This window comes from Polymorphobacter multimanifer, from assembly GCF_014205635.1.
Lineage (GTDB): Bacteria > Pseudomonadota > Alphaproteobacteria > Sphingomonadales > Sphingomonadaceae > Sandarakinorhabdus > Sandarakinorhabdus multimanifer.
In genome coordinates this window covers 1-21,827 of the sequence record NZ_JACIIV010000037.1, presented here as the reverse complement: position 1 = coordinate 21,827, position 21,827 = coordinate 1, and the positions used below count along the sequence as shown (strand labels likewise).

Annotated in this window: 23 protein-coding genes and 2 pseudogenes; 5 read left to right on the top strand and 20 right to left on the bottom strand. The window is 61.8% G+C overall.

The genetic code is table 11. From position 1 onward, the window contains the following. Positions 1–388: 388 nt before the first annotated feature. The 16 genes and pseudogenes from FHS79_RS17050 to FHS79_RS16980 all read right to left on the bottom strand — a co-directional run bounded on the left by FHS79_RS17050 (position 389) and on the right by FHS79_RS16980 (position 15,978). On the bottom strand, positions 389–1,165 hold the full coding sequence (locus FHS79_RS17050; RefSeq protein WP_184202803.1) for a class I SAM-dependent methyltransferase: 777 nt from the start codon (positions 1,163–1,165) through the stop codon (positions 389–391). A gap of 23 nt (positions 1,166–1,188) precedes the next feature. Then, on the bottom strand, positions 1,189–2,202 hold the full coding sequence (gene virB11, locus FHS79_RS17045) for a P-type DNA transfer ATPase VirB11 (protein ID WP_184202801.1): 1,014 nt from the start codon (positions 2,200–2,202) through the stop codon (positions 1,189–1,191). Further along, on the bottom strand, positions 2,199–3,302 hold the full coding sequence (locus FHS79_RS19380) for a TrbI/VirB10 family protein (protein ID WP_207792415.1): 1,104 nt from the start codon (positions 3,300–3,302) through the stop codon (positions 2,199–2,201). The genes virB11 and FHS79_RS19380 overlap by 4 nt, the downstream gene beginning before the upstream one ends. Beyond that, complete coding sequence (locus FHS79_RS17035) at positions 3,299–3,991, bottom strand: TrbG/VirB9 family P-type conjugative transfer protein (RefSeq protein ID WP_184202797.1); 693 nt, start codon at positions 3,989–3,991, stop codon at positions 3,299–3,301. Before FHS79_RS17035 ends, FHS79_RS19380 begins: the two co-directional genes overlap by 4 nt. Then, a complete protein-coding gene (locus tag FHS79_RS17030) occupies positions 3,988–4,659 on the bottom strand; it encodes a VirB8 family type IV secretion system protein (RefSeq protein ID WP_184202795.1) in 672 nt (223 codons plus the stop codon). Before FHS79_RS17030 ends, FHS79_RS17035 begins: the two co-directional genes overlap by 4 nt. Further along, positions 4,656–5,822, bottom strand: coding sequence for a TrbL/VirB6 family protein (locus FHS79_RS17025; protein ID WP_184202793.1), 1,167 nt, complete (start codon positions 5,820–5,822; stop codon positions 4,656–4,658). Before FHS79_RS17025 ends, FHS79_RS17030 begins: the two co-directional genes overlap by 4 nt. Further along, positions 5,819–8,185, bottom strand: a complete 2,367-nt coding sequence (locus FHS79_RS17020; RefSeq protein WP_184202791.1) for a VirB4 family type IV secretion/conjugal transfer ATPase — start codon at positions 8,183–8,185, stop codon at positions 5,819–5,821. Before FHS79_RS17020 ends, FHS79_RS17025 begins: the two co-directional genes overlap by 4 nt. Further along, positions 8,169–8,444, bottom strand: coding sequence for a VirB3 family type IV secretion system protein (locus tag FHS79_RS17015; RefSeq protein ID WP_184202789.1), 276 nt, complete (start codon positions 8,442–8,444; stop codon positions 8,169–8,171). Before FHS79_RS17015 ends, FHS79_RS17020 begins: the two co-directional genes overlap by 17 nt. 1 nt (position 8,445) lies before the next feature. Beyond that, the gene (locus FHS79_RS17010) at positions 8,446–8,754 is read right to left on the bottom strand and encodes a TrbC/VirB2 family protein (RefSeq protein WP_184202787.1); all 309 of its coding nucleotides are present in this window, start codon (positions 8,752–8,754) and stop codon (positions 8,446–8,448) included. Further along, on the bottom strand, positions 8,751–9,371 hold the full coding sequence (locus FHS79_RS17005; protein ID WP_184202785.1) for a lytic transglycosylase domain-containing protein: 621 nt from the start codon (positions 9,369–9,371) through the stop codon (positions 8,751–8,753). Before FHS79_RS17005 ends, FHS79_RS17010 begins: the two co-directional genes overlap by 4 nt. A 21-nt stretch (positions 9,372–9,392) precedes the next feature. Continuing rightward, the gene (locus FHS79_RS17000) at positions 9,393–9,647 is read right to left on the bottom strand and encodes a hypothetical protein (protein WP_184202783.1); all 255 of its coding nucleotides are present in this window, start codon (positions 9,645–9,647) and stop codon (positions 9,393–9,395) included. An 11-nt stretch (positions 9,648–9,658) separates the two neighbouring features. Continuing rightward, positions 9,659–11,260: a DUF4331 domain-containing protein gene (locus FHS79_RS16995; RefSeq protein WP_184202781.1), complete on the bottom strand. Its 1,602-nt coding sequence runs from the start codon at positions 11,258–11,260 to the stop codon at positions 9,659–9,661. A gap of 75 nt (positions 11,261–11,335) precedes the next feature. Further along, positions 11,336–12,007 (bottom strand): hypothetical protein, encoded by a 672-nt coding sequence (locus FHS79_RS16990; protein WP_184202779.1) that lies wholly within the window; start codon positions 12,005–12,007, stop codon positions 11,336–11,338. A gap of 61 nt (positions 12,008–12,068) precedes the next feature. Further along, complete coding sequence (locus FHS79_RS16985; protein ID WP_184202777.1) at positions 12,069–13,967, bottom strand: DUF4394 domain-containing protein; 1,899 nt, start codon at positions 13,965–13,967, stop codon at positions 12,069–12,071. Positions 13,968–14,343: 376 nt separating this feature from the next. Then, a pseudogene (locus FHS79_RS19520) lies at positions 14,344–14,511 on the bottom strand (IS3 family transposase); the annotation flags it as partial. 280 nt (positions 14,512–14,791) lie between these two features. Beyond that, a protein-coding gene (locus FHS79_RS16980; protein WP_184202775.1) for an IS3 family transposase occupies positions 14,792–15,978 on the bottom strand; the annotation gives its coding sequence in 2 pieces (ribosomal slippage) (positions 14,792–15,726 and positions 15,726–15,978; 1,188 coding nt in all). Positions 15,979–16,105: 127 nt separating this feature from the next. Between FHS79_RS16980 and FHS79_RS18560 the strand changes: the two genes are divergently transcribed. Beyond that, the gene (locus FHS79_RS18560; protein WP_207792414.1) at positions 16,106–16,285 is read left to right on the top strand and encodes a hypothetical protein; all 180 of its coding nucleotides are present in this window, start codon (positions 16,106–16,108) and stop codon (positions 16,283–16,285) included. A 230-nt stretch (positions 16,286–16,515) separates the two neighbouring features. Here FHS79_RS18560 and FHS79_RS19475 read toward each other — a convergent pair whose 3' ends face one another. The 3 genes and pseudogenes from FHS79_RS19475 to FHS79_RS16965 all read right to left on the bottom strand — a co-directional run. After that, a complete protein-coding gene (locus tag FHS79_RS19475) occupies positions 16,516–16,743 on the bottom strand; it encodes a transposase DNA-binding-containing protein (RefSeq protein WP_373289740.1) in 228 nt (75 codons plus the stop codon). Between the two features lie 421 nt (positions 16,744–17,164). After that, the gene (locus FHS79_RS16970; RefSeq protein WP_424022271.1) at positions 17,165–17,593 is read right to left on the bottom strand and encodes a fasciclin domain-containing protein; all 429 of its coding nucleotides are present in this window, start codon (positions 17,591–17,593) and stop codon (positions 17,165–17,167) included. Positions 17,594–17,790: 197 nt separating this feature from the next. Then, positions 17,791–18,009, bottom strand: a pseudogene (locus FHS79_RS16965) (transposase domain-containing protein); the annotation flags it as partial. A gap of 306 nt (positions 18,010–18,315) precedes the next feature. On the opposite strand from FHS79_RS16965, the gene FHS79_RS16960 reads away from it, so the two are divergent. The 4 genes from FHS79_RS16960 to FHS79_RS19375 all read left to right on the top strand — a co-directional run bounded on the left by FHS79_RS16960 (position 18,316) and on the right by FHS79_RS19375 (position 20,669). Further along, the gene (locus FHS79_RS16960) at positions 18,316–18,495 is read left to right on the top strand and encodes a hypothetical protein (RefSeq protein ID WP_184202774.1); all 180 of its coding nucleotides are present in this window, start codon (positions 18,316–18,318) and stop codon (positions 18,493–18,495) included. Beyond that, positions 18,482–18,637 (top strand): hypothetical protein, encoded by a 156-nt coding sequence (locus tag FHS79_RS16955; protein WP_184202772.1) that lies wholly within the window; start codon positions 18,482–18,484, stop codon positions 18,635–18,637. The genes FHS79_RS16960 and FHS79_RS16955 overlap by 14 nt, the downstream gene beginning before the upstream one ends. Positions 18,638–18,691: 54 nt before the next feature. Beyond that, a complete protein-coding gene (locus FHS79_RS16950; RefSeq protein WP_184202770.1) occupies positions 18,692–19,231 on the top strand; it encodes a PEPxxWA-CTERM sorting domain-containing protein in 540 nt (179 codons plus the stop codon). A 283-nt stretch (positions 19,232–19,514) separates the two neighbouring features. Further along, complete coding sequence (locus FHS79_RS19375) at positions 19,515–20,669, top strand: helix-turn-helix transcriptional regulator (RefSeq protein WP_184202768.1); 1,155 nt, start codon at positions 19,515–19,517, stop codon at positions 20,667–20,669. Positions 20,670–20,810: 141 nt separating this feature from the next. Here the strand turns inward: FHS79_RS19375 and FHS79_RS16940 are convergent, their stop codons facing one another. Further along, entirely contained in the window at positions 20,811–21,626 is an 816-nt protein-coding gene (locus tag FHS79_RS16940) for a DUF8189 domain-containing protein (protein ID WP_184202767.1), read from the bottom strand. Between the last annotated feature and the right edge of the window lie 201 nt (positions 21,627–21,827).

Genomic DNA, 21,827 nt, shown 5'->3' with positions numbered 1-21,827 from the left:
GACATCATCATAGCTTCAGCACCGCCAGCCCAAGGGACCAGCAGGACTCGCGGGTTACGTTGCAATCAGCAAGACGGGGCCAGGACACCGCTTACTCAGATCCGGATGGCAGCAACGATGCGCTTTTAGAACGTTTCAAGGCAACGAACACTTTAGACGCGAATGGCCACAACTGGTGGTTGGCGCACCGGCAGTTCTCGAGGTCATTATCACATTACCACAGACGTCGATCTTGGGTCTTCTCGTAGACCATGGCCCGAGCCGCCACGTCCAATTTGAAGACGAGCCATTCTTTGTCTATCGGCATTTACTATGTGGGACCCGAGACATACATGGTGTCCCACGTGTCGATCGGAGTAGGCTCTCCTAGCAGTTCTACGATCGGACTTTATGGGTTCATGATCTCGATCGGCTTACGAAACCGCATCACGAACCTGTCGGTCTTGCCCCTGATTGCTGGATCGAAGATCGACTTTGAATGATCGTCTGCGGGGTTGGAGAGCAGGTCGCTTTCAGCCTCCAGCTTGAAGCCGGCGCGCGCGAAATCGGCCTTCACCACTGCTGGATCGATGCGATGGAGCTTGTTGGCAACTGCGCGTGTTCCGCCCCCGGGCACTGCCAAATGATCGATCACGCCGACGATGCCGCCCGGCCGTGTGGCCTCGTAGATCCGCCGCAGGAACGCATCGGGGTCAATTTGCGGAAACTCGTATTTGTCGCTCGACCAATAGGCATTGTGATAGACGAGGTGCATCAGAACGAAATCATAGGCATTTGCCGGTGGATCGAGATCGACCGGCATGACCTCGATCATGGCAACGTTGGGGACCCGGCCAACAAGCTGCGCAAAGGCGGCGCGCGATCTGGCATCGGCAAAAACCGTCGGCTCCATCGCCAGTACCGTCCCGTAACTGCCGATCGAATTGCCTATGATTTCAGCATAATAGCCGTTTCCAGTCATCACATCGAGAACCCGGTCTCCGCGCCTGAGCCCCAGAAATTTCAGCACTTCAACGGGCTTGCGGCTGACGTCCAGTGCGCGTTCCGGCATCGGCCGGTCGTTCATCGCAACTGCTGGCGCTATGCCGGGCGGCGACCCGGCGGGGGGTTCGGCTGCATGGGCATTCGCTGCCAGCAAAGCGAGCAACACGAGAAGAAAGCGCATCAACATCTCCCAGCATGCTTTTGTCAAACGGTTGCCGGTGCCGCTTGCGCGCCGTCAACGCCATTGAACGCGACGCCGGTGACCAGCCGGGTGCCGCCATCGCGGCCAAGCTGGACGAACACATCGACGGTGTTGCGGACGTAATCGACCAGCTCGGCGCGCCGCAATTCGGTGCCGCCCATCAGCGCCATCAGCGCCAATTGCTCGATGGCACCTTGCGGCGAGCTGGCGTGCACGGTGGTGATCGAGCCGGGGTGGCCGGTTCCGACGGCGCGCAGCCAGCTTAGCGCCTCGGGTCCGCGCACTTCGCCCATGATGATTCGATCCGGACGCAGCCGCAGCGAGGCTTCGAGCAGGTCCGACGTCGCGACCGCCGCCTCGCCAAGCTGCCCGCGCACTGCAACTAGCCCCGCGGCATTGGCGTGGTGCAACTGGATTTCGGGGGTATCCTCGATCAGCACAAGGCGTTCATCGGATGGCGCTTCGCGTAGCAGTGCGTTGAGAAACGTCGTCTTGCCGGTGCCGGTGGCGCCCGCCACGACGATGGTCTTGCGGGCCCGCACGGCCGCCTGGAGAAAGCCTAGTGTATTACCGGTGGCGAGTTGAGCGGCAAGGTCGCGGTCGACTGCAGCGCGGGACAGCGCCGCTTCGCCCACCCGAGAAAATGCCCCCGCCGCGCCATAGTCGGCAAGGTACAGATCGGGGACATTATGCTTGCGGATTGCCGCGATGACATTGCCCCGCGTTGCCGGCGGAGCGCAAATCTGCACCCGCGCGCCATCGGGCAGAGTGGCGGCAAGCAGCGGATGCTCGCGGCTGATCCCTTGGTCGGCAGCGGCAGCCACCTGCCGCGCCAGTCGCCACAGCGCCGCGTCGGAAAGGTCGGGCACGTCATGGCGCTCGGTTGCTCCGCCGGTTTCGAGCCACACCTCGCCGGGGCGGTTAATTAAAATATCGGTGACATCGTCACGCGCGAGAAAGGGCGCCAGCGGTGCTAGAAAGGCATCGAGATAGACGCGCGCGCCCGGATTGGTCACCGCCCTCCACCCGCCGTAGCCCCGACAGCGGAGAAATCGAGGTCCTGCGCCACAAAAATGCGAACTAGCGCGCCCTGCGGCGTGGTGATCGTCGGCGGAATATCGAGATCAGCCGCCGCCTGCGTTGCCAGCGCCGATGCTTCGCCGGCGGTGCCGATGACCACGGTGCCGCCGCCACCGCCGACCGATGCTGCGGCGACATTGAGCCCGCCAGTGAGCACCGACAGCAGGATTGCGCCGCCATAGCGTTGAAGGAAGTGGCGGTTCACCTTGCCCGCCACGCCGCCGCGGCCGATCTCGTCGATGGCGGGAGATGCGAGCGTCACCGACACCCCATCGGGGCGGATCAGCCGCGTCCAGATAATGAAGACACGCGAGGCGCCTCGCGCGACACCGGACTGATACTGGCCGATGATGCGGCTGCCTGCGGGAATGAGCACCGCGGTGCCATCGAAGCTGAGCACATCGCGCTGGACGATGGCGCGGGCAAACCCCGGAAGGTCCGAGTTAAGGGCGGTCTCCATCACCGCGCCGATGATCGCACCCTGCGGTACAAGTCGATCGAGGCCGGTCATGCGCTGCGCCTGCGAGACTTGGACGGCCTCCGCCCCCACGCGCGCTGAAAAGCGCTCGGCGGTGTTCAAGTTGGGGTTCGGTGTCGGTGGCGGAGCGACGCCGTTGGGCAGATCGGGAAGCGGCGGCGCGCTCGAGCCGGTGCTGCCTTGCGCTAGATCAACGATCAGCGCCGGCGCGCGCAGCCGGGCCTCGGCGCGCTGGCGGGCGCCGTCATCGCCAAAGGTGGGGCTAGATGGCGACGCCATCGGCACGAATGACGCCGTCGGCGCGGGCTGGAACGGCGGCTGCACAGGCGCGGGCGCCGCAGCCACCGGCGGCTCCGGGAACGGCTGGATTGCAGCGATACTCGCTGCGGTCGTGGCAGGCAGTGCTGAATCGCGCGCCAGCTGGTCGGCGCGAGCTTCGGACAGCCAGAGGAACACCGCCGCGGTGCCGCCGAACATCATGACACCGACTCCGAGCTTCGAAAGCGGCCGCGGGACCCGCGCGATTGCCGGGCGAACGACGGGCGGATCACCGGTCACAGCGGGGGCGTCGCAGCCACGGAAACCGTCGCCACGGCCTTGCCGCTGCGCAGCGTGAAGCGCGGCGCCGTCTGCTGGACTACAGTGACGCGCCCGCGCGTGGCAGAATTGACCAAGCTCTCGGTCTTGCCTGGGCCGCCAGCAAAGATCGCCGGCACCGGCACCGCTTCGGGAAACTCGAAGAACGTCACCGTGCCATTGTCCCACACGCGGTTCGGCAACAGTGCGGGTGCGCCCTTGCTGTTATAGGCGAAATTGAGCCGGGGCTGCGGGGGCAATGGCAGTTCCTCGATGGCGACCACCACCGGTCTCGGATATTCGAAGCGGACCACCCAGGGCGTGGTGGCGCGCCGGGCGCCGGCCTCGAGTGCAAACACATAGCGGCGCCGGTCGGTCATCACGGTCATGTTGGTCGCGGCGTTCTTGATCAGCGGCTTCAGGAAAAGGTTGCGCGCCCGTTTGTTTGGGGTCACCTGCCACGCCAGCGCATCGCCGATCGAAACGGTTTCGATCCGCTCGTCCGGCGCAAACTCGACCGTGATCTGCCAGCCGAGCGCGCCAACGAGTTGCACGACCTGATCGTCATCATGCAGGACCGTCTGGATATGCGGATCACGCACCCCCGGCACCGGTAGCGCAGCGGCTGTCAGCAGCAGCAACAGCGGCGGCAAGAGCAGGCGTGTGCTCATTGCGGCACGCCCTCGATGTCGCGGCGATAGCGCGTGACCTGAAAGCCGAGCGGATTGTCGAAGCGATCCTCAAGCCGCAGCGGCGCGTTGGCGAAGCCAAAGCTGATCGCCGCGACATGCGAGCGTACGCTGGCTTGGCCGCCGCTTAGGCTCGATCGCCTTGTATCGAAGCGCACCATCGCGACCCCTGGCGATATGAGCGACACGCTTTTGATATCGACCGCCACGGTATCGCCGCGTCCTAGTGTGCGCAGCGGGCTGGCGGGGTTGGCCGCCGCCATGGCGTCGACATAGCCACGCGCCACCGGCGGTGACGATAGCCGCTGGACCTGGGCATATTGTACGCGCAAATCGCTCTCGTCGAAGGTTTCTCGCGCCCGCACATATCCGGCAAGCTGCGCCTGGATTACAGCTTCGTTTTGCGTGAGCTTACCCTCGCGCAGCGTCGTCGCGATCTGGACAGCGCCCGATTGGCGATCGACAGTGACTACATAGGGCTCGACGGTCTTCAACGGAACCAGCAGCGCCAGCGCAATTGCCAAAGTAAACGCAACCCCACCGGAAACTCCCGCCACGATCCACGCCAGCCTCGTATGCCGCGCCGCGGCCGAAACCCGGTCATCGGCCCAAGTGCGCGCCGCAGCGTAATAGATGTCGCGCTCGCTCATCGATCTCGCCTCGTCGCAGCGCGCGTTCGGCGCGGCGCCCGGCTGAGCGCCGGGCGTCCCGCTGCTGGAGCGGCCATGGTGACCACTGCCGTGGACGGCGACATCCCGCGGGTAGAACGCGCCATCGCGACCATCATGCCGCCCATCGCAGGACGGGTGCCGGCACTTGTCGCGGCGGATTCGCGGCGGGTTGCAGCCGCAAGCGTTTCGGCGAGCGGCCGCTGTGCAGCAGGAGCGACCACCGTTTCGCTGGTCGTGCTGGAGGCCGCGACGAGAGCGACACTTTGAGCAGGTGAGTCAGTACGGCGCGGCAGACGAATTCCACCCGCGATTCGACTTCCCGCTGCCGCACCCGCCACCATAGCCACTGCAAACACCAACGCCACAAGGCCGACCGGGGTCACCGAGGTGGCTTCATAAACGCCGGTGGCCTGCTCGGCGAGCAGACGCGCAATGAGCGGCAGCAGGATGGCGATCTCGATCGTCACTAGCGTCAGCACAAACAGCGGTACTAACGCCGCCGCCACCATGGCGCGCAGCCAGCCCTCCGCCATGCCGCGCGTGGCATCGAACAGCAGGAAACCCGCCATCAGCGGTGCCAGTGCTAGCATGATTGCCAGCACCAGCCGCGCCACCACGAGCAAGCCAACTGTCGACAGCGTCAGCGCAAAGGCCGAAACTGTCAACGTCATCGACGATGCTGCCGGCCCGCCGACGAGCGGCGACGCAATCCCGGCGCGTGTACGAAAGCCGATGCTGGCGCTTTCGAGCCGATCGAGCACGACCTGTACCGCGATCAGCGGATCGACAGCAGCCGGCCCCGCGAGGAGCTCAGAGGCAATGCGCGTAGGGGCGCGGGCCAGCGTATCATAGGCGAGCGTCTGCCACGCCGCCCAGGAAGTGGTTATCGCCAGCACGATCCCGATGCGCACCATCAGCCCTATCGAATCCGAAAGCACGCCGCGTCCCAGCAGCAGGCGATAACCGAACAGCGCCACAGCGATGACCAGCAACCCCGTCAATGCCGCCGACGCCGGGCCGTCGGGTGCCGCGAGCGCTGCATAGCCGCGCTCGACGAGGCCGAACGCCTGGCAATCGGTGTCCGCGAGGAGCCGCGCGGCTAACCCCGGCACGGCAGGCGGTGCGCACAGCAGCGCGCTCATGCCGCTGCCAGCAAGCGCGGTAGCCACGCGGTCGGATCGTCACCCACCTGGGCTCGGATGCTATCGAGCAGGCGCACCGTGCGCTCGCGTCCCGATAGCACCATCAGCAGTTCGGGCTCCGATGCAAGGTTGAGGCGCACTACCACGCTATCGTTGCCGTGCTTGACCAAAAATGCCCTAGCATTGTCGGGGATCGTTCGCACCAGGTCGAACTCGTGCGCGGTCAGCCCAAAGCCGTCGATATAGTCGCTCGCCTGCGCCGAGGCATTGGCCATGAAAATCTGCGTCCCTGCCTGTTCGATGATCGCCGAGGCGATGCGACTCTGCAGGGCATCCGACGCCGACTGAGTCGCAAAGCCCATGATGCCGCCGCGCTTCCGAATAGTCTTTTCCCAATCGCGGATCCGCGCGACGAACACATCATCGTCGAGCGCCTTCCAGCCTTCATCGACGACGATTATCGTCGGGCGGCCATCGAGGCGCTCCTCAACGCGGTGGAACAAGTAAAGCATTGCCGGCGAGCGCAGCGCCGGAATGTCGAGTATCGCCGTCATGTCGAAGCCGATGCTGTCGGCCCCCAGATCGAGGGCATCAAATTCATTGTCGAACAGCCACGCGTGTTCGCCAGCAGAATGCCAAGGTGCCAGACGCGCGGCGATGTCGCTGCTCGAAGCTCGCCCGCGCCCGCGGAACAGTTCGGCAAGGTAGCGCAGCCGGCGATGCGCTGGCGGTCCGGCAAAGCTCGCATCGACTGCATCAGCAATCCACGCCAATTCTTCGGTAGTGGGCGGTGCGCCCTCTCCAGTCACCAACCGTGCCAGCCATTGGTTAAGGAACAACCTGTTCGCGGCCGTATCAGGCAGCGCCAGCGGGTTCATCCGTGTCGGTTCGCCGGGCCTCAGATTGTCGTAGACGCCGCCGATGGCACGCAGGAAAATCTCCGCACCGCGATCCTTGTCGAAAAATACGATACGCGGGTTGAAGCGCCGCGCTTGCGCGAGGAGGAAACCCAACACCACAGTCTTTCCCGATCCGGACGGGCCGATGACGGTAAAATTGCCTAGGTCGCCGCGGTGGAAGTTGAAGAAGTAGGGCCCCGCCGAAGTCGTTTCGAAAAGGGTAACCGCCGAGCCCCAGTGATTCCCCGAAGCCAGCCCCACCGGGAAATTATGGGCGCTGGCGAAGCCAGCGAAGTTGGCCGACGATACCAGTGCGCGCCGGGCGATATAAGAAAAATTGCCCGGAAACTGTGCCCAGAATGCCGCTTCAAGCCCCAAATCCTCGCGCACCGCCGCAAAGCCCGCTTCCGCAAGCAGTGCCTGCGCCTCACCCAGATTTTGGTCGAGTTCCGCTAACGTCGCGGCCTTCAGCATGACCGTGAGATGATGCTCGCCAAACACCGCGCGACCGGCGGCGACGTCGTCCTTCGCCTGCTCCAGCTCGCCGCGCAGCGACACTGCTGCGTCGTCCGCCGAGCGCATCCGTCGCAGCGCCAGGTCCATCCGCTCCAGCCCCGGCCCGCGATCGACGATGGCGAACGTTTGCGTCACCGTCATCTCGAACGGCAGTCGGTAAAGGTCGTCAAACATTCCGGCGCTGGTCTGAGCGGGATAATCTTTCACCGACAGGATGGCAGCGAACTCAGCTGGCTCGCCATCGATTGCACCCAGTTCGATCGCATCGGCACCGAAACTCAGGCGACGCCGCGGCAAGGCATGGCCTAAGTCGCCAATCGGAAGCAGCACAGGTCCAGTCGTGTCGTTGACAAGCATCGCCAAGAATTCGGCGGGCTCGGAAGCCAGCCCATTGGGCAGATCATAAGCGCAGAGCAATTCCGGCCGATAAGCATCGAGCGCTGCCATCAACGTCTCGCGCGCTTGGTTGAGCAAGCGGACTTCGGCGCTGCTATCGCCTGAAGGCAGGTTGAAGGCCCCCACCAGCTTCAATAGCTGTTCGGCGATCCCAGCGCGCCCCGCCGTTGGCCGGATGACAAGCGTCAGGTAAAGGTCGTTCACATACAGCCGCCGCAAGGCCAGCCGAGACCGCCACGCCGTATCGAGTGCAGCGCTGAACGGATCGCCGAACACCCCGTCGAGGCTCGCAGTCACCGCACGACGCACGACATGGTGAACCAGTGCGAAGCGCGACGATGCCACTGCCTGCACCATTGCGTCGCGTGCCGTTTTGCGCGCCTCGAGCTGCACCGCGTCGATGGTTTCGAATGGCAGCCCGGCCAGTCGGATGACCTGCATCGCACAGCCATCGCGCGTCACGATCGTGAAGTCGTCGGTCTGTGCTGCATACGGCAGGTGGTCGCCGATTGCAGCTTCCTTAGCGGCAGCGGTTCTACGGGCGGTACGCATTGGCCCCCCAGAGCCGCCAGTTGCGGACCCTCGGTGTGCGCCGCAGCCTCGTCAGCCAGAGCAACATGATATGCGGATCACGCAGGTGCGCGGCATAGCCCACCCCATGGACAACAACTGCGGGGATCAGCGCAAAAACGCTTTTAAACACTAAGAACAATTCAACGGCAACAATGCCGTTGAGCACGAAGAACGGGTATGTCACCCCCGCCACCATCTGCGGCCGCGCCAACGCGCGAAAGAGCGGGTCGCGGCTCACCTCAGCCGCCGGCTACAGAGCGGATGCCGCTGACAATCGAGCCGGCGCCAAACAGCACAAACAGGCCGACCACCACCGTCGCTCCATAGCGCCAATTGATCCGGCCGGTCAGCATCATGAAACCGATCGCAGCGACCGCGATTACCGCGACGGCAGTGGCAACATTGCCAAGCAGGGTGCCCTGCAGCCACGAAACGGCACCGAGAATTGCACCCGAGCCTGCCGGATCGGGCGCTGCATATTGTGCAAGCGCCGGACCGCCAGCTGCACCTAACGTCAAGGCGATCGCGCCCCACGTAATCCGGGTCATGATGACGGACTCCCTAGGTTGTTCGACGAAAGCGTTGCCGCGTCTTGCGGTCTCCACCGGGCCATGATCGACTCCACATAGGCTCGGGTCTCACGATAGGGGGGCAAACCGCCGAAACGCGTCACGGCGCCAGGTCCGGCATTATAAGCTGCCAGCGCGAGCGGTACGCTGCCGAAGCGATCAAGAAGGCGTCTAAGATACATCGCGCCACCCCTCAAATTGTCATCCGGGTTGCTCGGATCGACCCCCATCGCAGCGGCCGTCGCCGGCATTAGCTGCATCACGCCTAAAGCCCCTTTGGAGCTTACCGCCGTCGTCCGACCGCGTGATTCCTGCCACGCCAGCGCCTGCAATAGCGATGGCGGCAGGCCGTGGCGTAGCGCCTGCGACTCTATCCTGGGCCAGACATCCTCTAGCATCTTACTAGCGGGAACGGGTGCGACGGTTGATTTCACCTCCGGTGACACGATTAGCGCGGCCCCGGAGTTGGTAAAGATCATCGGGCGGTCATAGATAGTAATGCTGCCGCTTCCGTCGATCTCGACCACTTGCGATAGCGCTGCCGCCGGACTCATCACAGCAAGCGCGATAAATCCTAGTACCAAAATACGCGACATCGATCCACGGCTCAACACCGATCAGCCGATCCTGGCTGGATCAGTGGTCAGCGACAGCGGGACGATATCGCCATCCGCCGGGACCACCGGTGCAGCAATTTCGGACGTGCGAAACGCTGTGCCGAAATTGGCGCCAAAGGCATTTTCCTGCGGCGCTGGCGTCACCGCAATTGGTGGTGGCGCGGGCGCCGTGGCGGTCTCCTTGGTGTCGCTGCAGGCTGCTATTGTTGTGGCAGCCAACGCAATCAAACCAGCGCGAATGATATGATTGTCCATGGATCGCCTCCTTACGGCTGAGTCTGAGGACGCGGCGCTCCGCGAAGTGGCGGCGTCAGATACGGAAACTCGTTGAGGATATTGGTTGCACGGCTTGGAGCGCCATCAGTAAAGGCTACCAGGCCGGTTGGGGCCTGCGCCGGAGAGCATAAGCCGAGATTGGTCGGCGTGCCGGCAATGGGGACCGGGTGACACAAACGGCCCATCGCTACGCGCAGAACGATATCGACAACATCATCACCCGGGCGACGTCCGTTCGGGAAGCCGGCGAGATCATCGCCCGCGACACCGAGCGTATGCTGCGTTGCCTGCGGCGTCGGCGCGATACCGGTGTTGAGGCGCAGCATTTCCGACGGGGTCACTGTGGTCATACGGTTGAGCGATGTGATCCCGGTCAGAAACGTCGCAACGAGATCTTCGCGCGGGAAGTTGCTTGGTGCCAAGTCAGCGAAATTTGTGCCGAGCGTCTGATTGACGGGGCCGCGGAACAGCGCGTTAAGGATGGCCGGGAACGTTGGGTTGGTGACATATTCGGCAAGAGCACTATCCTGTGTCGGTTCGGCGGCGTTAAACAGGTCCTTTTGCGGCAGGCCGATCACGACTTCGTTCACCAGCGGCATGCCGAGCCGCGAAACCTGGACAAAGGCGCCGCCCTGCAATGCGGTCGAGGCAAAGGTCGGGTTGGGACGGAGCAACCGCGCCTGCGGCAGGCTGGCGGTGCTCCAGACGCCGATGGTTCCGTTGCCAGTACCGCGCAAACAGGCGATCGGCACTTCGATTGCGAGCGTGGTGACGTTCTTCTTGCCGATCAACTCCTGGTTATCCTGGCTCTGAGTGATGCCCCCGGGAAACGGCGAAGCCGTTTGGTACTGCGGCAGCGTTTCACCAGCGCCCTGGATCGGAACGAAATTCACCAGATCAAAAATCGGCCCCAAATTGACCGCGAAATATTCGGCGCGCTGCCCGGCAAAAACCTTGCCCGGCACAGAGCAAGCCGGAATTGTAATCGGGAAGATAAACTGCTTGGCGTAGGCGGGATAATCGGCGAGCGTCTTGTTGCCGACGTTGTCGAGCGGCTTGGCAAAAGTAGTGCCCCCGCCGCTGGCATTGGCGACTGGAGCGCGCGCGCCGGTTCGGCGATCGCCGGTAATCTGGGTCAACGTATAGGTTTCACGCTCGCCAAGATCGGGGTCGGTGGCGCTGCTGACGGGGCCGATCGCGCGCAGAGCGATCGGCAGGTCCCGGCCGCCAATATTAAGCGTGATACCGCGGTCATTGACCAGCGTATTGGAAAACTTGAACTGATAGGTGAGGTCCTCGACCGCATCGCCATTGTTGTCGATATGGATTTCATACAGCGCGTCGGGATCCATCGTGAAATAATTGGGACCGCCGCCGGGTGATTGAAGAGGCTGGAAATTGGCGATTAGCGTGACAAAATCGGCGCGGCCGGGCTCATAGCTTCGAAACGCATAAGTGTCGGTGTTGTCGACCTTCGGCATTTTAGTAATGCCCGGGGCCTCACGATGGCTCGAAGCTGAAACTGGCGAGAAGCCGAGCAAAGTAGCCGACGTTAGCGCCGTGCCGAGAAGCACGAAAGTCTTGTAGCACATGACCGATTTCCTACTTTGCTAAGCAACTTACGCCACGAAATACCACATCAGCGCGCCAAATTCTGACGCTATTGCTCATGTCTGGTTAAGTAACGAGGCCCGGGGGTTGGTGGATGCACTATCCATAAAATAAACATTGGCTGCTGCCGATACCGCCCCGCTAATATCACCCCAGCGCCATGTACCCGAGCCGAAAGCGAGCACCATGGTGCCGCGAGGCACGATGATGAGAAGCAGCCTTGGCCCGGTCACCGGCGTGGCAAGGCAATCACCTGACAACCCCCGCAGAGTGTCTGTCACCACTTCGCGTACATGGGCGAGAGGCGCATCACGGCTGCGGGCCAATTCGGCCCATGTCGCATTCCAAATGATCACCGCATCGGCCACCGACCGATTGCTTGCGGGCACGTTTACCAGCGCCGATTGCACGTTGAAATCTTTCGAAAGGGCGGCTTCCAGTGCCGCTTCCGGGGCGCAATCTCCTGCCATGGCGGCCGTTGCCGCGGGCGGCGCGATAGCGTCGAATACGGGTGGCTGCACAGGTTCTTCCGGGAGGATGTTTGCCACTGGTGGCGATGTGACCTCGATCAATTGCCGAGGAACCGGGTCAACGACCGCAGTGACCGGAGGCGACGGTTCCTGAAACGCGATCAAGGCCATCGCTTGCACAGCGACGGGCGGCACGTGGCTCACCTGCGTCCACAGGGCCAGCAGCAGCAGCACATGCGCGCCGATGATCGTCGCCATCACCATGCCACGGTGCCCGTATGTGTGCGAAGGGGCTGTAATGTGGACCTGGTGCATCATTTCAAAACGCCAAGCGTAAACCGCCGGTGATGCCGTGGATATTGCGGTCCCCGGCAAACTCGCCGCTGTAATCGATGACAAGCGAGATCTTTGACGCCCCCGAGACCGTGAAGCCGGCGCCGACGGCGGCATAATCGCGACCGAGGGGTGTCGTGGTGAAGACAAACGGCGCTCGAATACCGGCATCATTAAAGTTGGCGACGATCACGCGGGCCTCGTCGTTCTCGAACTCTCGGCGCCATTCGCCTCGAACATGCGGCCGCAAAACTGCCGACCCGAGAAGTGGAAAATTGCCCGCCACCTTCAGCCCGACAACCGACTGCAGCGATTCGACCCGGTCACCCGAAACCCTCAGCGCGGCGGGGCCGCCAATTTCCGAAAACCCGTCGAGATCGACGCGGGCGTATCGAACCCCGACATAGGGTTCGGCGCGCACCATGCCAAAATTCAGATTTATGCCTGCAACGCCGGCCGCCTGCCAGTTCTCGCTGTCGGTGTTTGAAAGCTGGGTCGGCCCCAGGTCACCTACACCGCGGTGCAGGTCCAAGTTGGTCTTGCCGTAACTGCCATGAGCATCGACGAAGAACGCGTCGATGCTCGCACTGGCATATCCGCCAGCGTACCAGCTATCGATATCGCTCTGTTCGCTGACGTCGTTCAGCCGCGCTTCGCCACGATCATAACCACCAAATACGCCCACCAGAATGACCGGCGAAAAACGATAGTCGATCCCGCCGGTGATGCTGCGCGCGCCATATTCGGTGCGGTTGCGGTCGATATTGCTCTTGAGATTGCCTGTGCGGCCACCGGCGACGAGGAAAATGCCGAGCTTGCCGTCGGTGCCCAGCCTCGTCATGTCGTCCCTGCCGATGTTCCCAGAGCGGACATCCCGCAAATAGCCACGAACCACATTGTCCTGATTGTTGATCGACTGGAACACCAACTCAGGCAGCAGCGCGAGACTTGCGGGCGTCAGCCGCGCCAACGCCACACGCCGATCGGCATCGGTCGGCAGCGCATCGAATGCCCCGAACAGTTGCACCAAGCCGCTCGAAGGCGCGCCGGAAAAGCGATCGAGTTCATTTGCGACCGCCAGCGTGTTGGCAGTTCCGCCCAACTCGGCAAAGGGTGTCTGAGTGAATGCGAGCCCGGTGAAGCTGAAATTGGTACCAGTTGGGAGCAACGCAACGAGCGTCGCGGCACCGGTTGTAAGATTGATGCTGTAAACGCCTTGGGCGTTGGTTGTCGGGTTGGTCAGCAGTGCCAGCGCGGCGCCTGTGGGCGAAATGTCGAACGCGGTGGCAGCACCTGTCGCCATACCAAGGCCGCCAACTGTCAGCAACTGGCCGCTGTTGGGCGAAATCGTGCCATCAAGGCTGCCCTGCGTTACCAGCGACGCGCGACCGCTGTCGATCAGGTAGAGGACGGTCGGCGTCGCGCCGGCGACATTGTTAGTGTAGGCGGCACCACTAATGTTGGGATTGCCGCCGGCGGCAACGTCACCCGGTCGATAAGCGACATTAGGATCGGTTGCGGTGATCGCACCATTGTCAGGATTGACGCGGAAGTTCTGGTCGGAATCGGTTACGATGCGGATCCGATCGACCGATGGGTTAAAATCGAACCCGGTGGCTACCGGAAAACCACTTAATGGCAAAGGTACACCGATCGCTGTTGCTACACCGGTGAAGCCATTGATGGCGTAAACCCGCCCGGTGTTGCTCAGGCCATAGAGCGCGCGATTGGCCGTCGGACGCGCGTCGAACCCGATCAGCCTTTCGCCGACCCCAAGGCCCGATAGTTCGATTGTCCGCTTCACCGTTGCCGGCGACGACGAATCGACCGTGACCAAACTTGAGCCCTGTTGCTGAGATTGGACGAAAGTGACATCCGCGGCCATGGCGTCAACACTGCAACCCCCCAGCAAAACTGTTGCAACTGCCCCGGCTATTCCGCGATCCATTGGAAACCCCTAAACGCAACGGTACAAACATTCCTTTTATCTACGCTGAACCATATGGTTAGGTTGCACCTAGACCACGCAACTTTATCTGATGCGTTGTTCAGAAAGTTCGGCTAGTTCTGCTAAACCTTTGTAAATGGTAATGGATCTGCGATTTGGGAAGCTGATAATCAGGCTGAACGCCGACGACGCTGACCGTCGCTTCGGTCTCTCTTCAGCACGGATGGCACTGATGTGAGACGTCGGTCGGATTCAATCGCGCCGGGATTGCCGCTGTAGGGTTTCAGTCAAACGGCAATCGCCGGTCCGCTGATCATCGCAAATTAGCGTTCCTCTGCTTTTGCGGGCGGATGTTGCCGATGGGCTTCAGCATTGGGCGGTGATTGAACCAGTCGACCCATTCCAGCGTGGCGTACTCCACGGCCTCGAACGATCGCCAGTGGCCGCGACGGTGGATGACCTCGGCCTTGTAGAGGCCGTTTGAGCTGCTGCCGGTTTTGTGGACGCGCGGTCAGGCTACATTGGCCTGCCGCTCGAAGTCTATGGGGCTGAGATACCCCAAGGTCGAGTACCTCCCTCAGATTGGCGACCTCCAGGTCAGTAACAAGCTTACACAGGATCGGCTTCCGGGCTGACGGGTTGCCGATTTCCGATGCGTGGATTTCGGTCAGATCAAGCGACGGGTAGCGCTTCTGCTTTCCGTTGGGCGAGCGGACCTGGATCCGCTTGTACTGGATGTGGAGTGACCTGACCTCTTGATTTCATCCAGCGGGGATTAGAGCCGGGCGGGTGTTGTTGCGCATGGGCGCGGTTGAAGCAATGGCCTGTGGAGCGGAGCCCGAAGGGCGCAGCGGAACAGGCCATTGCTTATTCAGTTCAGCGGCGAACGCCGCTGGGGTCTCGTATCCTAATGATGAGTGTGGCCGTTCCTGGTTATAGTCCCTGGCCCAAGCGGCGATGGCGATGCGCGCATGATCGAGGCTCATGAACAGGGTCTCGTTCAACAGTTTGTCGCGCATGCGACCATTGAACGATTCCGCATAGCCATTCTGCATCGGTTTGCCCGGTGTGATGTAATGCCAGTTGATCCCGGCCTCCCCGCACCATGCCAGCACCGCATTACACGTCAGCTCAGTGCCATTGTCGCTGACGATCATGCCCGGCTTGCCGCGCTGCCTGATCAGCTCGGTAAGTTCCCGCACCACCCGGCGGCCCGAGATCGACGTGTCGGGCACCGCGGCCAGGCACTCGCGTGTCACGTCATCGACGATGTTCAGCACGCGGAACCGGCGCCCGGACGCCATCTGGTCATGCACGAAGTCCAGGCTCCAGCGCTGGTTCGGCAGGGCCAGCACCGGCGGGGCCGCCCTGGAGCCCACGGCACGCCGGCACGATCGCCGCTTGCGTACCGTCAGCCCTTCCTCGGTGTAGAGGCGCTGGGTCTTCTTACGGTTCACCAGCACCCCGTCGCGGCGCAGCAGAATGTGCAGCCGGCGATAGCCGAACCGCCGGCGCTCGGCCGCCAACGCACGCAGCCGTTCCCGCAGCTCGGCATCATCCGGACGCGTCGAGCGATAGCGAACGCTCTTGCGGTCAGCCCCAACAATCCGGCACGCCCGCCGCTCGCTCATCCCCAGACTGGCCTGAAGATGGGCAACCGCTTCCCGCATCGCGGCAGGCGCTACCATCTTTTTGAAAGCAAATCCTTCAATGCTGCGTTGTCGAGCATCGTGTCCGCCAGCAGCCGCTTGAGCTTGGCGTTCTCCTCCTCCAGAGCCCGCAACCGCTTGGCCTCGGACACCTTCAGGCCGCCATACTTGGCCTTCCAGTTGTAGATCGTTGCTTCCGAAACGCCGTGCCGCCGCGCCAGCTCGGGCGTCTTCGCGCCGGCCTCGGCTTCCTTCAAAATCCCGATGATCTTCTCTTCCGTGAACCGCGTTCGCTTCATCGTCCGTCCTCTCTCAGGGGCCGGACTCTAATCGATCGTGGAGGAAAATCAGGGGGTCAGGTCAGAAGGGTTACGCGCTCGACGGTGTCGTCATCGGTTCTCACCTCGATACAATGCGTCCCGGCGCTTGGAGCATCGCGCATTCGCTCTTCACGGTGTGATCGCCATTGCCAGCGAGCCGGTCGACAACGGTGCGGACGACGAAGTGGGTGCCAAGGTCCCTGGCAAGGCAATAAAGCTCGTAAATGTCGCTTTCTTGGTCACCAACGTGAACACACCGGTTCGGCTGACCGAGCAGGTCGATTGATTGGTGCAGATTGTCGAGCCAACGCACGCTTTCCTTTGCCTCGATCGGAACTCGCGTAGGGTTGATCTTGCGCTTGAGCTGGGCCGTGCCCCTGAACTTGTCACGGTTCCAGAACTTAACTGCAGCCAGCTACAGAGGAAGCCCATCCTCCGTTACGACCAGGCTGGAATGCATCAGTATCCCGCACACCGCATGGTGCCGAAGCCGGGCCTTCTTGTTCCGGCGACTGTCTATGCTTTTGGTGAAGCCGACGTCGCGTGGGTTCCGGCGCTGATAGGGGAACTCGGTCGTATCCTGAAGAAACAGCATCGGCCCTTCCGATGCCGCATAGGCACCCTGGTCACCTCAAAATGGCCGGCCAGTATGTCGCCCTCCTCGACCTTAGGGTTAAAGAAGAACCAGTATGCGGCCTTGGTGCTCGCCCAGTCCTGGCAGGCCAGCGGGATCGTCCCTCCCATTCTGTCACTCAGGCGGCACAGCAAATCGCTACAGCGCCGCCCCAGACGAGCGTCCTTGAAGCCGCCTCATCGACCTCGCTTCGCGCCCAGTGGTCAATCGGCGGCATTAGCTTGTCGCTTTCAGTCGACATCTCGCACCTCACGGACACGCCACGGTGCTCGTAAGCCAATCACAACCGACCCGTCCGATTCAAGAATTTTCGTTCGGCGCTGGTAAGTGATTCAATTACTTATGGGTATTCGCAAGCCTCTCCGGATGCTTACGAAGTGGCTAGCGGTCGGTGTAGAGATCATGTCCAATGCCACGGCCGTTTTACATTTCCGCGACTAGCAACGCCGCCACCGAAACCGGTAGCCAAGCCTAAGGTTTTCGGAACGGGAGCAGACCGGCCGACCTGCATGGCCGGCCGGTCGTTCCGCGTTACGCCTTGGGTAGCAGAACTTCGTCAATGACGTGGATTACGCCGTTGGTGCAGGCGATGTCGGCAGTCGTGACATGCGCGCCGTTTACGGTGACGCCGTTGGTGCCATCGACATGGAGCGCTTCGCCATTGACGGACTCGGGCGACAGCTTCTGACCGGCAACATCGGCCGCCATGACCTTACCCGACATCACATGGAGCGTCAGGATCGCGGCGAGTTTGGCCTTGTTCTCAGGCTTGACCAGGTCATCGACCGTGCCGGCCGGAAGCTTGGCGAAGGCATCGTCGCTCGGCGCGAAAACCGTGAACGGACCGGCGCCCTTGAGCGTGTCGACAAGGCCGGCGGCAGTGACGGCGGCGACGAGGGTCTTGAACGAACCCGCGGCGACGGCGGTATCGACGATATCGTGTAGATCAGCCATAAACATTTTCCTTATATGAAAGCCGAGGCCGCCAAGCTCTTTTGGAGATTTGACAGCGACGACCGATACTGCGTTTCACCCCGCCTCGCAGAGAAAGACGATCGCTACGCATGTGCTACCTAGGCGAACGGGACGGTATCCCGCATCGGCATATCGTCATGCGTCATCATGGATGTAAGCGGTGCCTGGGTCCCGTGGGCTGGTCAGCTTGACTTTGGGGCGTATGCCCAAGGCATGAGGTCGTCGATGCGACTCATCGGGTGGCCGTTGGCAATCGCGGTGGGCGTTTCGCGGATGTAGGCATATGGGTCGACGGCGTTGAGCTTGCAGGTTTCAATGATGGAGGCGGTGCGCGCCCATGTGCGGCCGCCTTCGTCGTGACCTGCGAACAGGGCGTTCTTACGATTAAGGACCATCACCCGTTCATTCTGCCCATGGCGGCGAAGAGCTGGAGATTCATTATCGTTGGCATCCCTATTTCGGCGAGAAGGTGATCGTTGGGCGAGTCGAGCAGCGTGCCACGGGTCGGTTCCTCAAGGTGCAAGGCTTGCCTGGCATTGTCGTTTCACTGCCGGGATGGATGGTTGATCCCACGGTTTGCGCCACCATGGAAATTGGTCTGCCCCAGGTTGAACTCGACGCGCTGTCTGACTTGAAGAGACAGGTCACACTGGCGGCTGTTTCCACAAACTTCCCACGCGAGAATCAAATCGCACAGGAGGAAGTCGATGGAACAACGCAACGTTCCTGCGTCGACCGCGGGCAGGCAGATGAGCCTGATGTTCGAGCCATCCAGGGTGGACGGGATGAGCGACGAGGAGCGAGCGGAGGCTGTGGTGATGCTCGCCCAAGTCCTGATGCAGGCCGCCGGCCTCATCGTCGAGGAGCTCGGCGATGACGGGTACTGACCTGATCCCGGCATCGTTCCTGAAGCGCAAGGCCATCGGCTTCCGGACAGGCAAGGAATGCACCGTGCAAACTCTCGCCAAGCATAGCTTCGTTTCTCGTCAGCTACGATCGCTTCTGGGCGGCCAAATGACTGCACCGTAAATTGTTGCCGCGGCCGGCTAATTCACATAGCCCGACCCTCGCGTCTGCGACGATTTGTTCTGGTCGGCGTGTAAATATCTGGGTATCACCGGCACGGCCTCCATCGTTTCGGGATCGCCGCTGACGGTATCGTTTCCGATCACCGGCGGTTCGCTAAATAGCGCGCTGAGCGGGTTCATCCTGCACGAAGGCTCGGGCGTGTCGTTGACCGGGGGCAGCAATACCCTGGGCCTGAGCAACTTCATCATCGACACCGTCAGCCAGCGTATCCTGGGTGACGCATCCTTGAATGGCAGCTTGATCGCCAACGACCTGTCGCTGTTCACCTTCGATCTGAGCAGCGTGACGGCGGCACAGCTGACCGACTTGAGTTCGCCGTCGCTATCGCTGTTCTTCACGCCCGGCGCCGCCAGTGCGCTCACTCAGGTTTTCGGCGCGCCGGATCTGGCCGGCGTCCAGTTCGGATTGGCGGCGACCGGGCCCTCGGTGGCAGCAGTGCCCGAGCCGGCAAGCTGGGCCATGCTGATTTGCGGGTTCGGGCTGGTTGGGGTCGTGGCCCGGCGTCGGCAGGCGCGCACAGTGGTCACCAGTTGATCTGACGGCCGGGCTTTTCTGCACCGGGCGTCTGTCAAAGGAAGACGTTCGGTGCAGGATCCGTCGGCGTTTCCAACTCGTAGACGGTCGCCGATGTTGCAGTAGCTGGCGTGGTAACGTGCTCAATGAGCAAATGCGACGTCGGCCGACAGTCGTGATTGAACTTTTTGGACAGACTTCGCTTAATGAGTGCGATCAGAGAGCACCCTGAAAGGCTGGGAACATGCCGACGTCCACGACCAGGCGTTCCGCAAGGCGGCTCACTGACGCGCCTAACACCGATGTGGATTCCGAACTGCTGTCGCGGCTCATCGGCCTCGTTTACGATTGCGTTATTGATCCCGGCCTTTGGGGCAACACGATTGCGGTTATCCGTGAGGAGCTCGCATTCGCCAATGCCTCGCTTAGCTTGCAGGAGCTGCCATCGGGCAAAGTGCTGCTGAATGTGACCAGTGGCATCCCGGATGAATGGGCGCAGCGGATATCGCTCTATGAACTCGACGTGCTCGAACAATGGGGTGGCCCGGCCAACGCAATGGCCTTGCCACTTGATGAGCCGGCGGTGTTGTCGCAGGTCAATCCCGAAGTGCTCGACTTGGCAAACTACTCCAATCGCTATTACACCGAATGGGCCAAGCCGCAGGGCTTGATTGACACGTTGGCAATCGGACTCACGCGCGATGCCAGGTCAATCGGGGCATTGGCTTTCGGGCGACACGAGAGTGTTGGGCCGATTGGACCATACGAAGTGCGTATTGCGCGGCTACTGGTGCCTCACCTGCAGCGAGCTGCCGCGATCAGCCGGCTGCTAGAATTGCAGTCAGTCAAAACCGCGCAATTTGAAATCGTCCTCGATGCGCTGGCAACGCCAATTTTTCTAGTCACAGCAGATCTCGGGATCGTGCATGCGAACGATGGAGGGCGCACGATGCTGACGCGCGGGGACGTTTTTTCCCTGCAAGGGATCACACTTCGCGCACGGGCGCGCGGCGTGGGAAACGCCATTGCTGCGGCCGTTAAGCAATCGACCGCGCCCGAGGCAAATTTGGGCCGCAAGGGCTTTAATATCCCGTTGCACAGCATTGATGGGGATCATGGCGCGCTGCATGTGCTGCCGCTAAAGCACGGGGATCGGCGTGCGCGCATCGGATCGGCGGCGGTTGCGGCAATCTTTGTGGCGCCGATCGCCTTCAATGGAGATGCACAGGATGTAGTTGCCGGGTTGTTCGGACTGACGCCATCAGAGGCGCGGGTCTTTCATCACGTCGCAGCTGGTCATACGACGTTGGCGACTGCTTCGCTGCTCGGCATTGAGCATAGTACCGTCAGGACGCATCTGCTGCGCGTATTCAGCAAGACCGGCGTCCGCCGCCAAGCCGAACTGGTAAAGCTTGCGGCATCGCTGACTGTTCCGTTGCGAAAGTCAGTTGCCCCGTGATCGACATGGACAATCAACATGAGCCTCAAACGCAAATTCGTCGCTGTGAAATCGACATTTGAACGGTGTAACACATATTTCTTGTGCGGCGAGCTGGGTCGCTGCTGCATGCCTTCGCCAGGCAGTCATGCGTGTGAAACGCTAATCGCTGAAGTTAAAATGTATTCCGCTGTCGGTACCGCGAACAATCAGAGTAAAGAAGCCCGGGGTGTGGGCAAGCGCCGGCGCGTCGAGCGTCTGCCCGCCACCGGGTACCCGTTGCCACCCGGTCCATGAGTCGCTGCCGTTGAAACTGTTGTGATGAAGCTCGTTGTCGGTGCCGCGGACACAGAGCAGTCCGTTTGCGATCGCTGGGGCCGAGGGCGTTCTGCCGCCGCCATCGACTTCATGCCATACCCCCCATAAACTGCGGTCGGCACCCAGATCAATGAAGTGGATTCCGTCATCGGTGCCACGCACGAAGCAGAAGAATCCGCGTCCGAATTTCGTGATGGCCGGTGCAGACAGGGTTCGGCCTCCGCCCGGAATATCTGCCCAGCCGAACCGCCAAACCGGGCCATCGTCAAAGGCAAGGAAACGAATCGCACCATTGCCTGCCCGCGTGAGCAGAACGCCAGGTGCCGCCGCCGGGGCAACGTCAGTGAGCTCGCCGCCAGGCACTTCTGCCCAGCCGGACCATATATTGCCCGCACGTCGATTGAAGAAGATCCCGTTATTGTTGCCTCTCGCAAATACATAGACATTGTCGTTTAATATGGTGACGGTAGGCGCCGACGGTGTCCGAGCGCCACCAGGTATTTCCCGCCAGCCCTCCCATGATGTCCCACTGATAAATGTGTTCGTATAAATTCCGTTGTCGTTTCCCCTGACGGCAACAATCACGCCGCCAAACGCACTTGGCGCATCGGGCGTTTGACCGCCTCCTGGAACCGTTTTCCAGCCCTTCCAAGATGCCATGGCACGTCTCCTGACAATGTTTCGTGTCATGGTTAGTGTAAGCATTTGGCAGCGACATCCACCAATTGGTGGATGTCTGGCACAAAATCGCAGTCTGGCGTGGAGGTAATACCAAGATCCGATGATCGTGACTCGGGGGGGTTGCGGCGGGCGGCTGGGTTTGATTCAAGATGGCAAACGGACAGGAGTTTGCCATGCCGA

Coding starts and splice junctions, on each gene's coding strand:
- FHS79_RS17050 (WP_184202803.1), bottom strand. CDS start 1,165: ATGCGCTTTCTTCTCGTGTTGCTCGCTTTGCTGGCAGCGAATGCCCAT.
- FHS79_RS17035 (WP_184202797.1), bottom strand. CDS start 3,991: ATGAGCACACGCCTGCTCTTGCCGCCGCTGTTGCTGCTGCTGACAGCC.
- FHS79_RS17030 (WP_184202795.1), bottom strand. CDS start 4,659: ATGAGCGAGCGCGACATCTATTACGCTGCGGCGCGCACTTGGGCCGAT.
- FHS79_RS17025 (WP_184202793.1), bottom strand. CDS start 5,822: ATGAGCGCGCTGCTGTGCGCACCGCCTGCCGTGCCGGGGTTAGCCGCG.
- FHS79_RS17020 (WP_184202791.1), bottom strand. CDS start 8,185: ATGCGTACCGCCCGTAGAACCGCTGCCGCTAAGGAAGCTGCAATCGGC.
- FHS79_RS17010 (WP_184202787.1), bottom strand. CDS start 8,754: ATGACCCGGATTACGTGGGGCGCGATCGCCTTGACGTTAGGTGCAGCT.
- FHS79_RS17005 (WP_184202785.1), bottom strand. CDS start 9,371: ATGTCGCGTATTTTGGTACTAGGATTTATCGCGCTTGCTGTGATGAGT.
- FHS79_RS17000 (WP_184202783.1), bottom strand. CDS start 9,647: ATGGACAATCATATCATTCGCGCTGGTTTGATTGCGTTGGCTGCCACA.
- FHS79_RS16995 (WP_184202781.1), bottom strand. CDS start 11,260: ATGTGCTACAAGACTTTCGTGCTTCTCGGCACGGCGCTAACGTCGGCT.
- FHS79_RS16990 (WP_184202779.1), bottom strand. CDS start 12,007: ATGGCGACGATCATCGGCGCGCATGTGCTGCTGCTGCTGGCCCTGTGG.
- FHS79_RS16985 (WP_184202777.1), bottom strand. CDS start 13,967: ATGGCCGCGGATGTCACTTTCGTCCAATCTCAGCAACAGGGCTCAAGT.
- FHS79_RS19475 (WP_373289740.1), bottom strand. CDS start 16,743: ATGGGAGGGACGATCCCGCTGGCCTGCCAGGACTGGGCGAGCACCAAG.
- FHS79_RS16970 (WP_424022271.1), bottom strand. CDS start 17,593: ATGTTTATGGCTGATCTACACGATATCGTCGATACCGCCGTCGCCGCG.
- FHS79_RS16960 (WP_184202774.1), top strand. CDS start 18,316: ATGGAACAACGCAACGTTCCTGCGTCGACCGCGGGCAGGCAGATGAGC.
- FHS79_RS16955 (WP_184202772.1), top strand. CDS start 18,482: ATGACGGGTACTGACCTGATCCCGGCATCGTTCCTGAAGCGCAAGGCC.
- FHS79_RS16940 (WP_184202767.1), bottom strand. CDS start 21,626: ATGGCATCTTGGAAGGGCTGGAAAACGGTTCCAGGAGGCGGTCAAACG.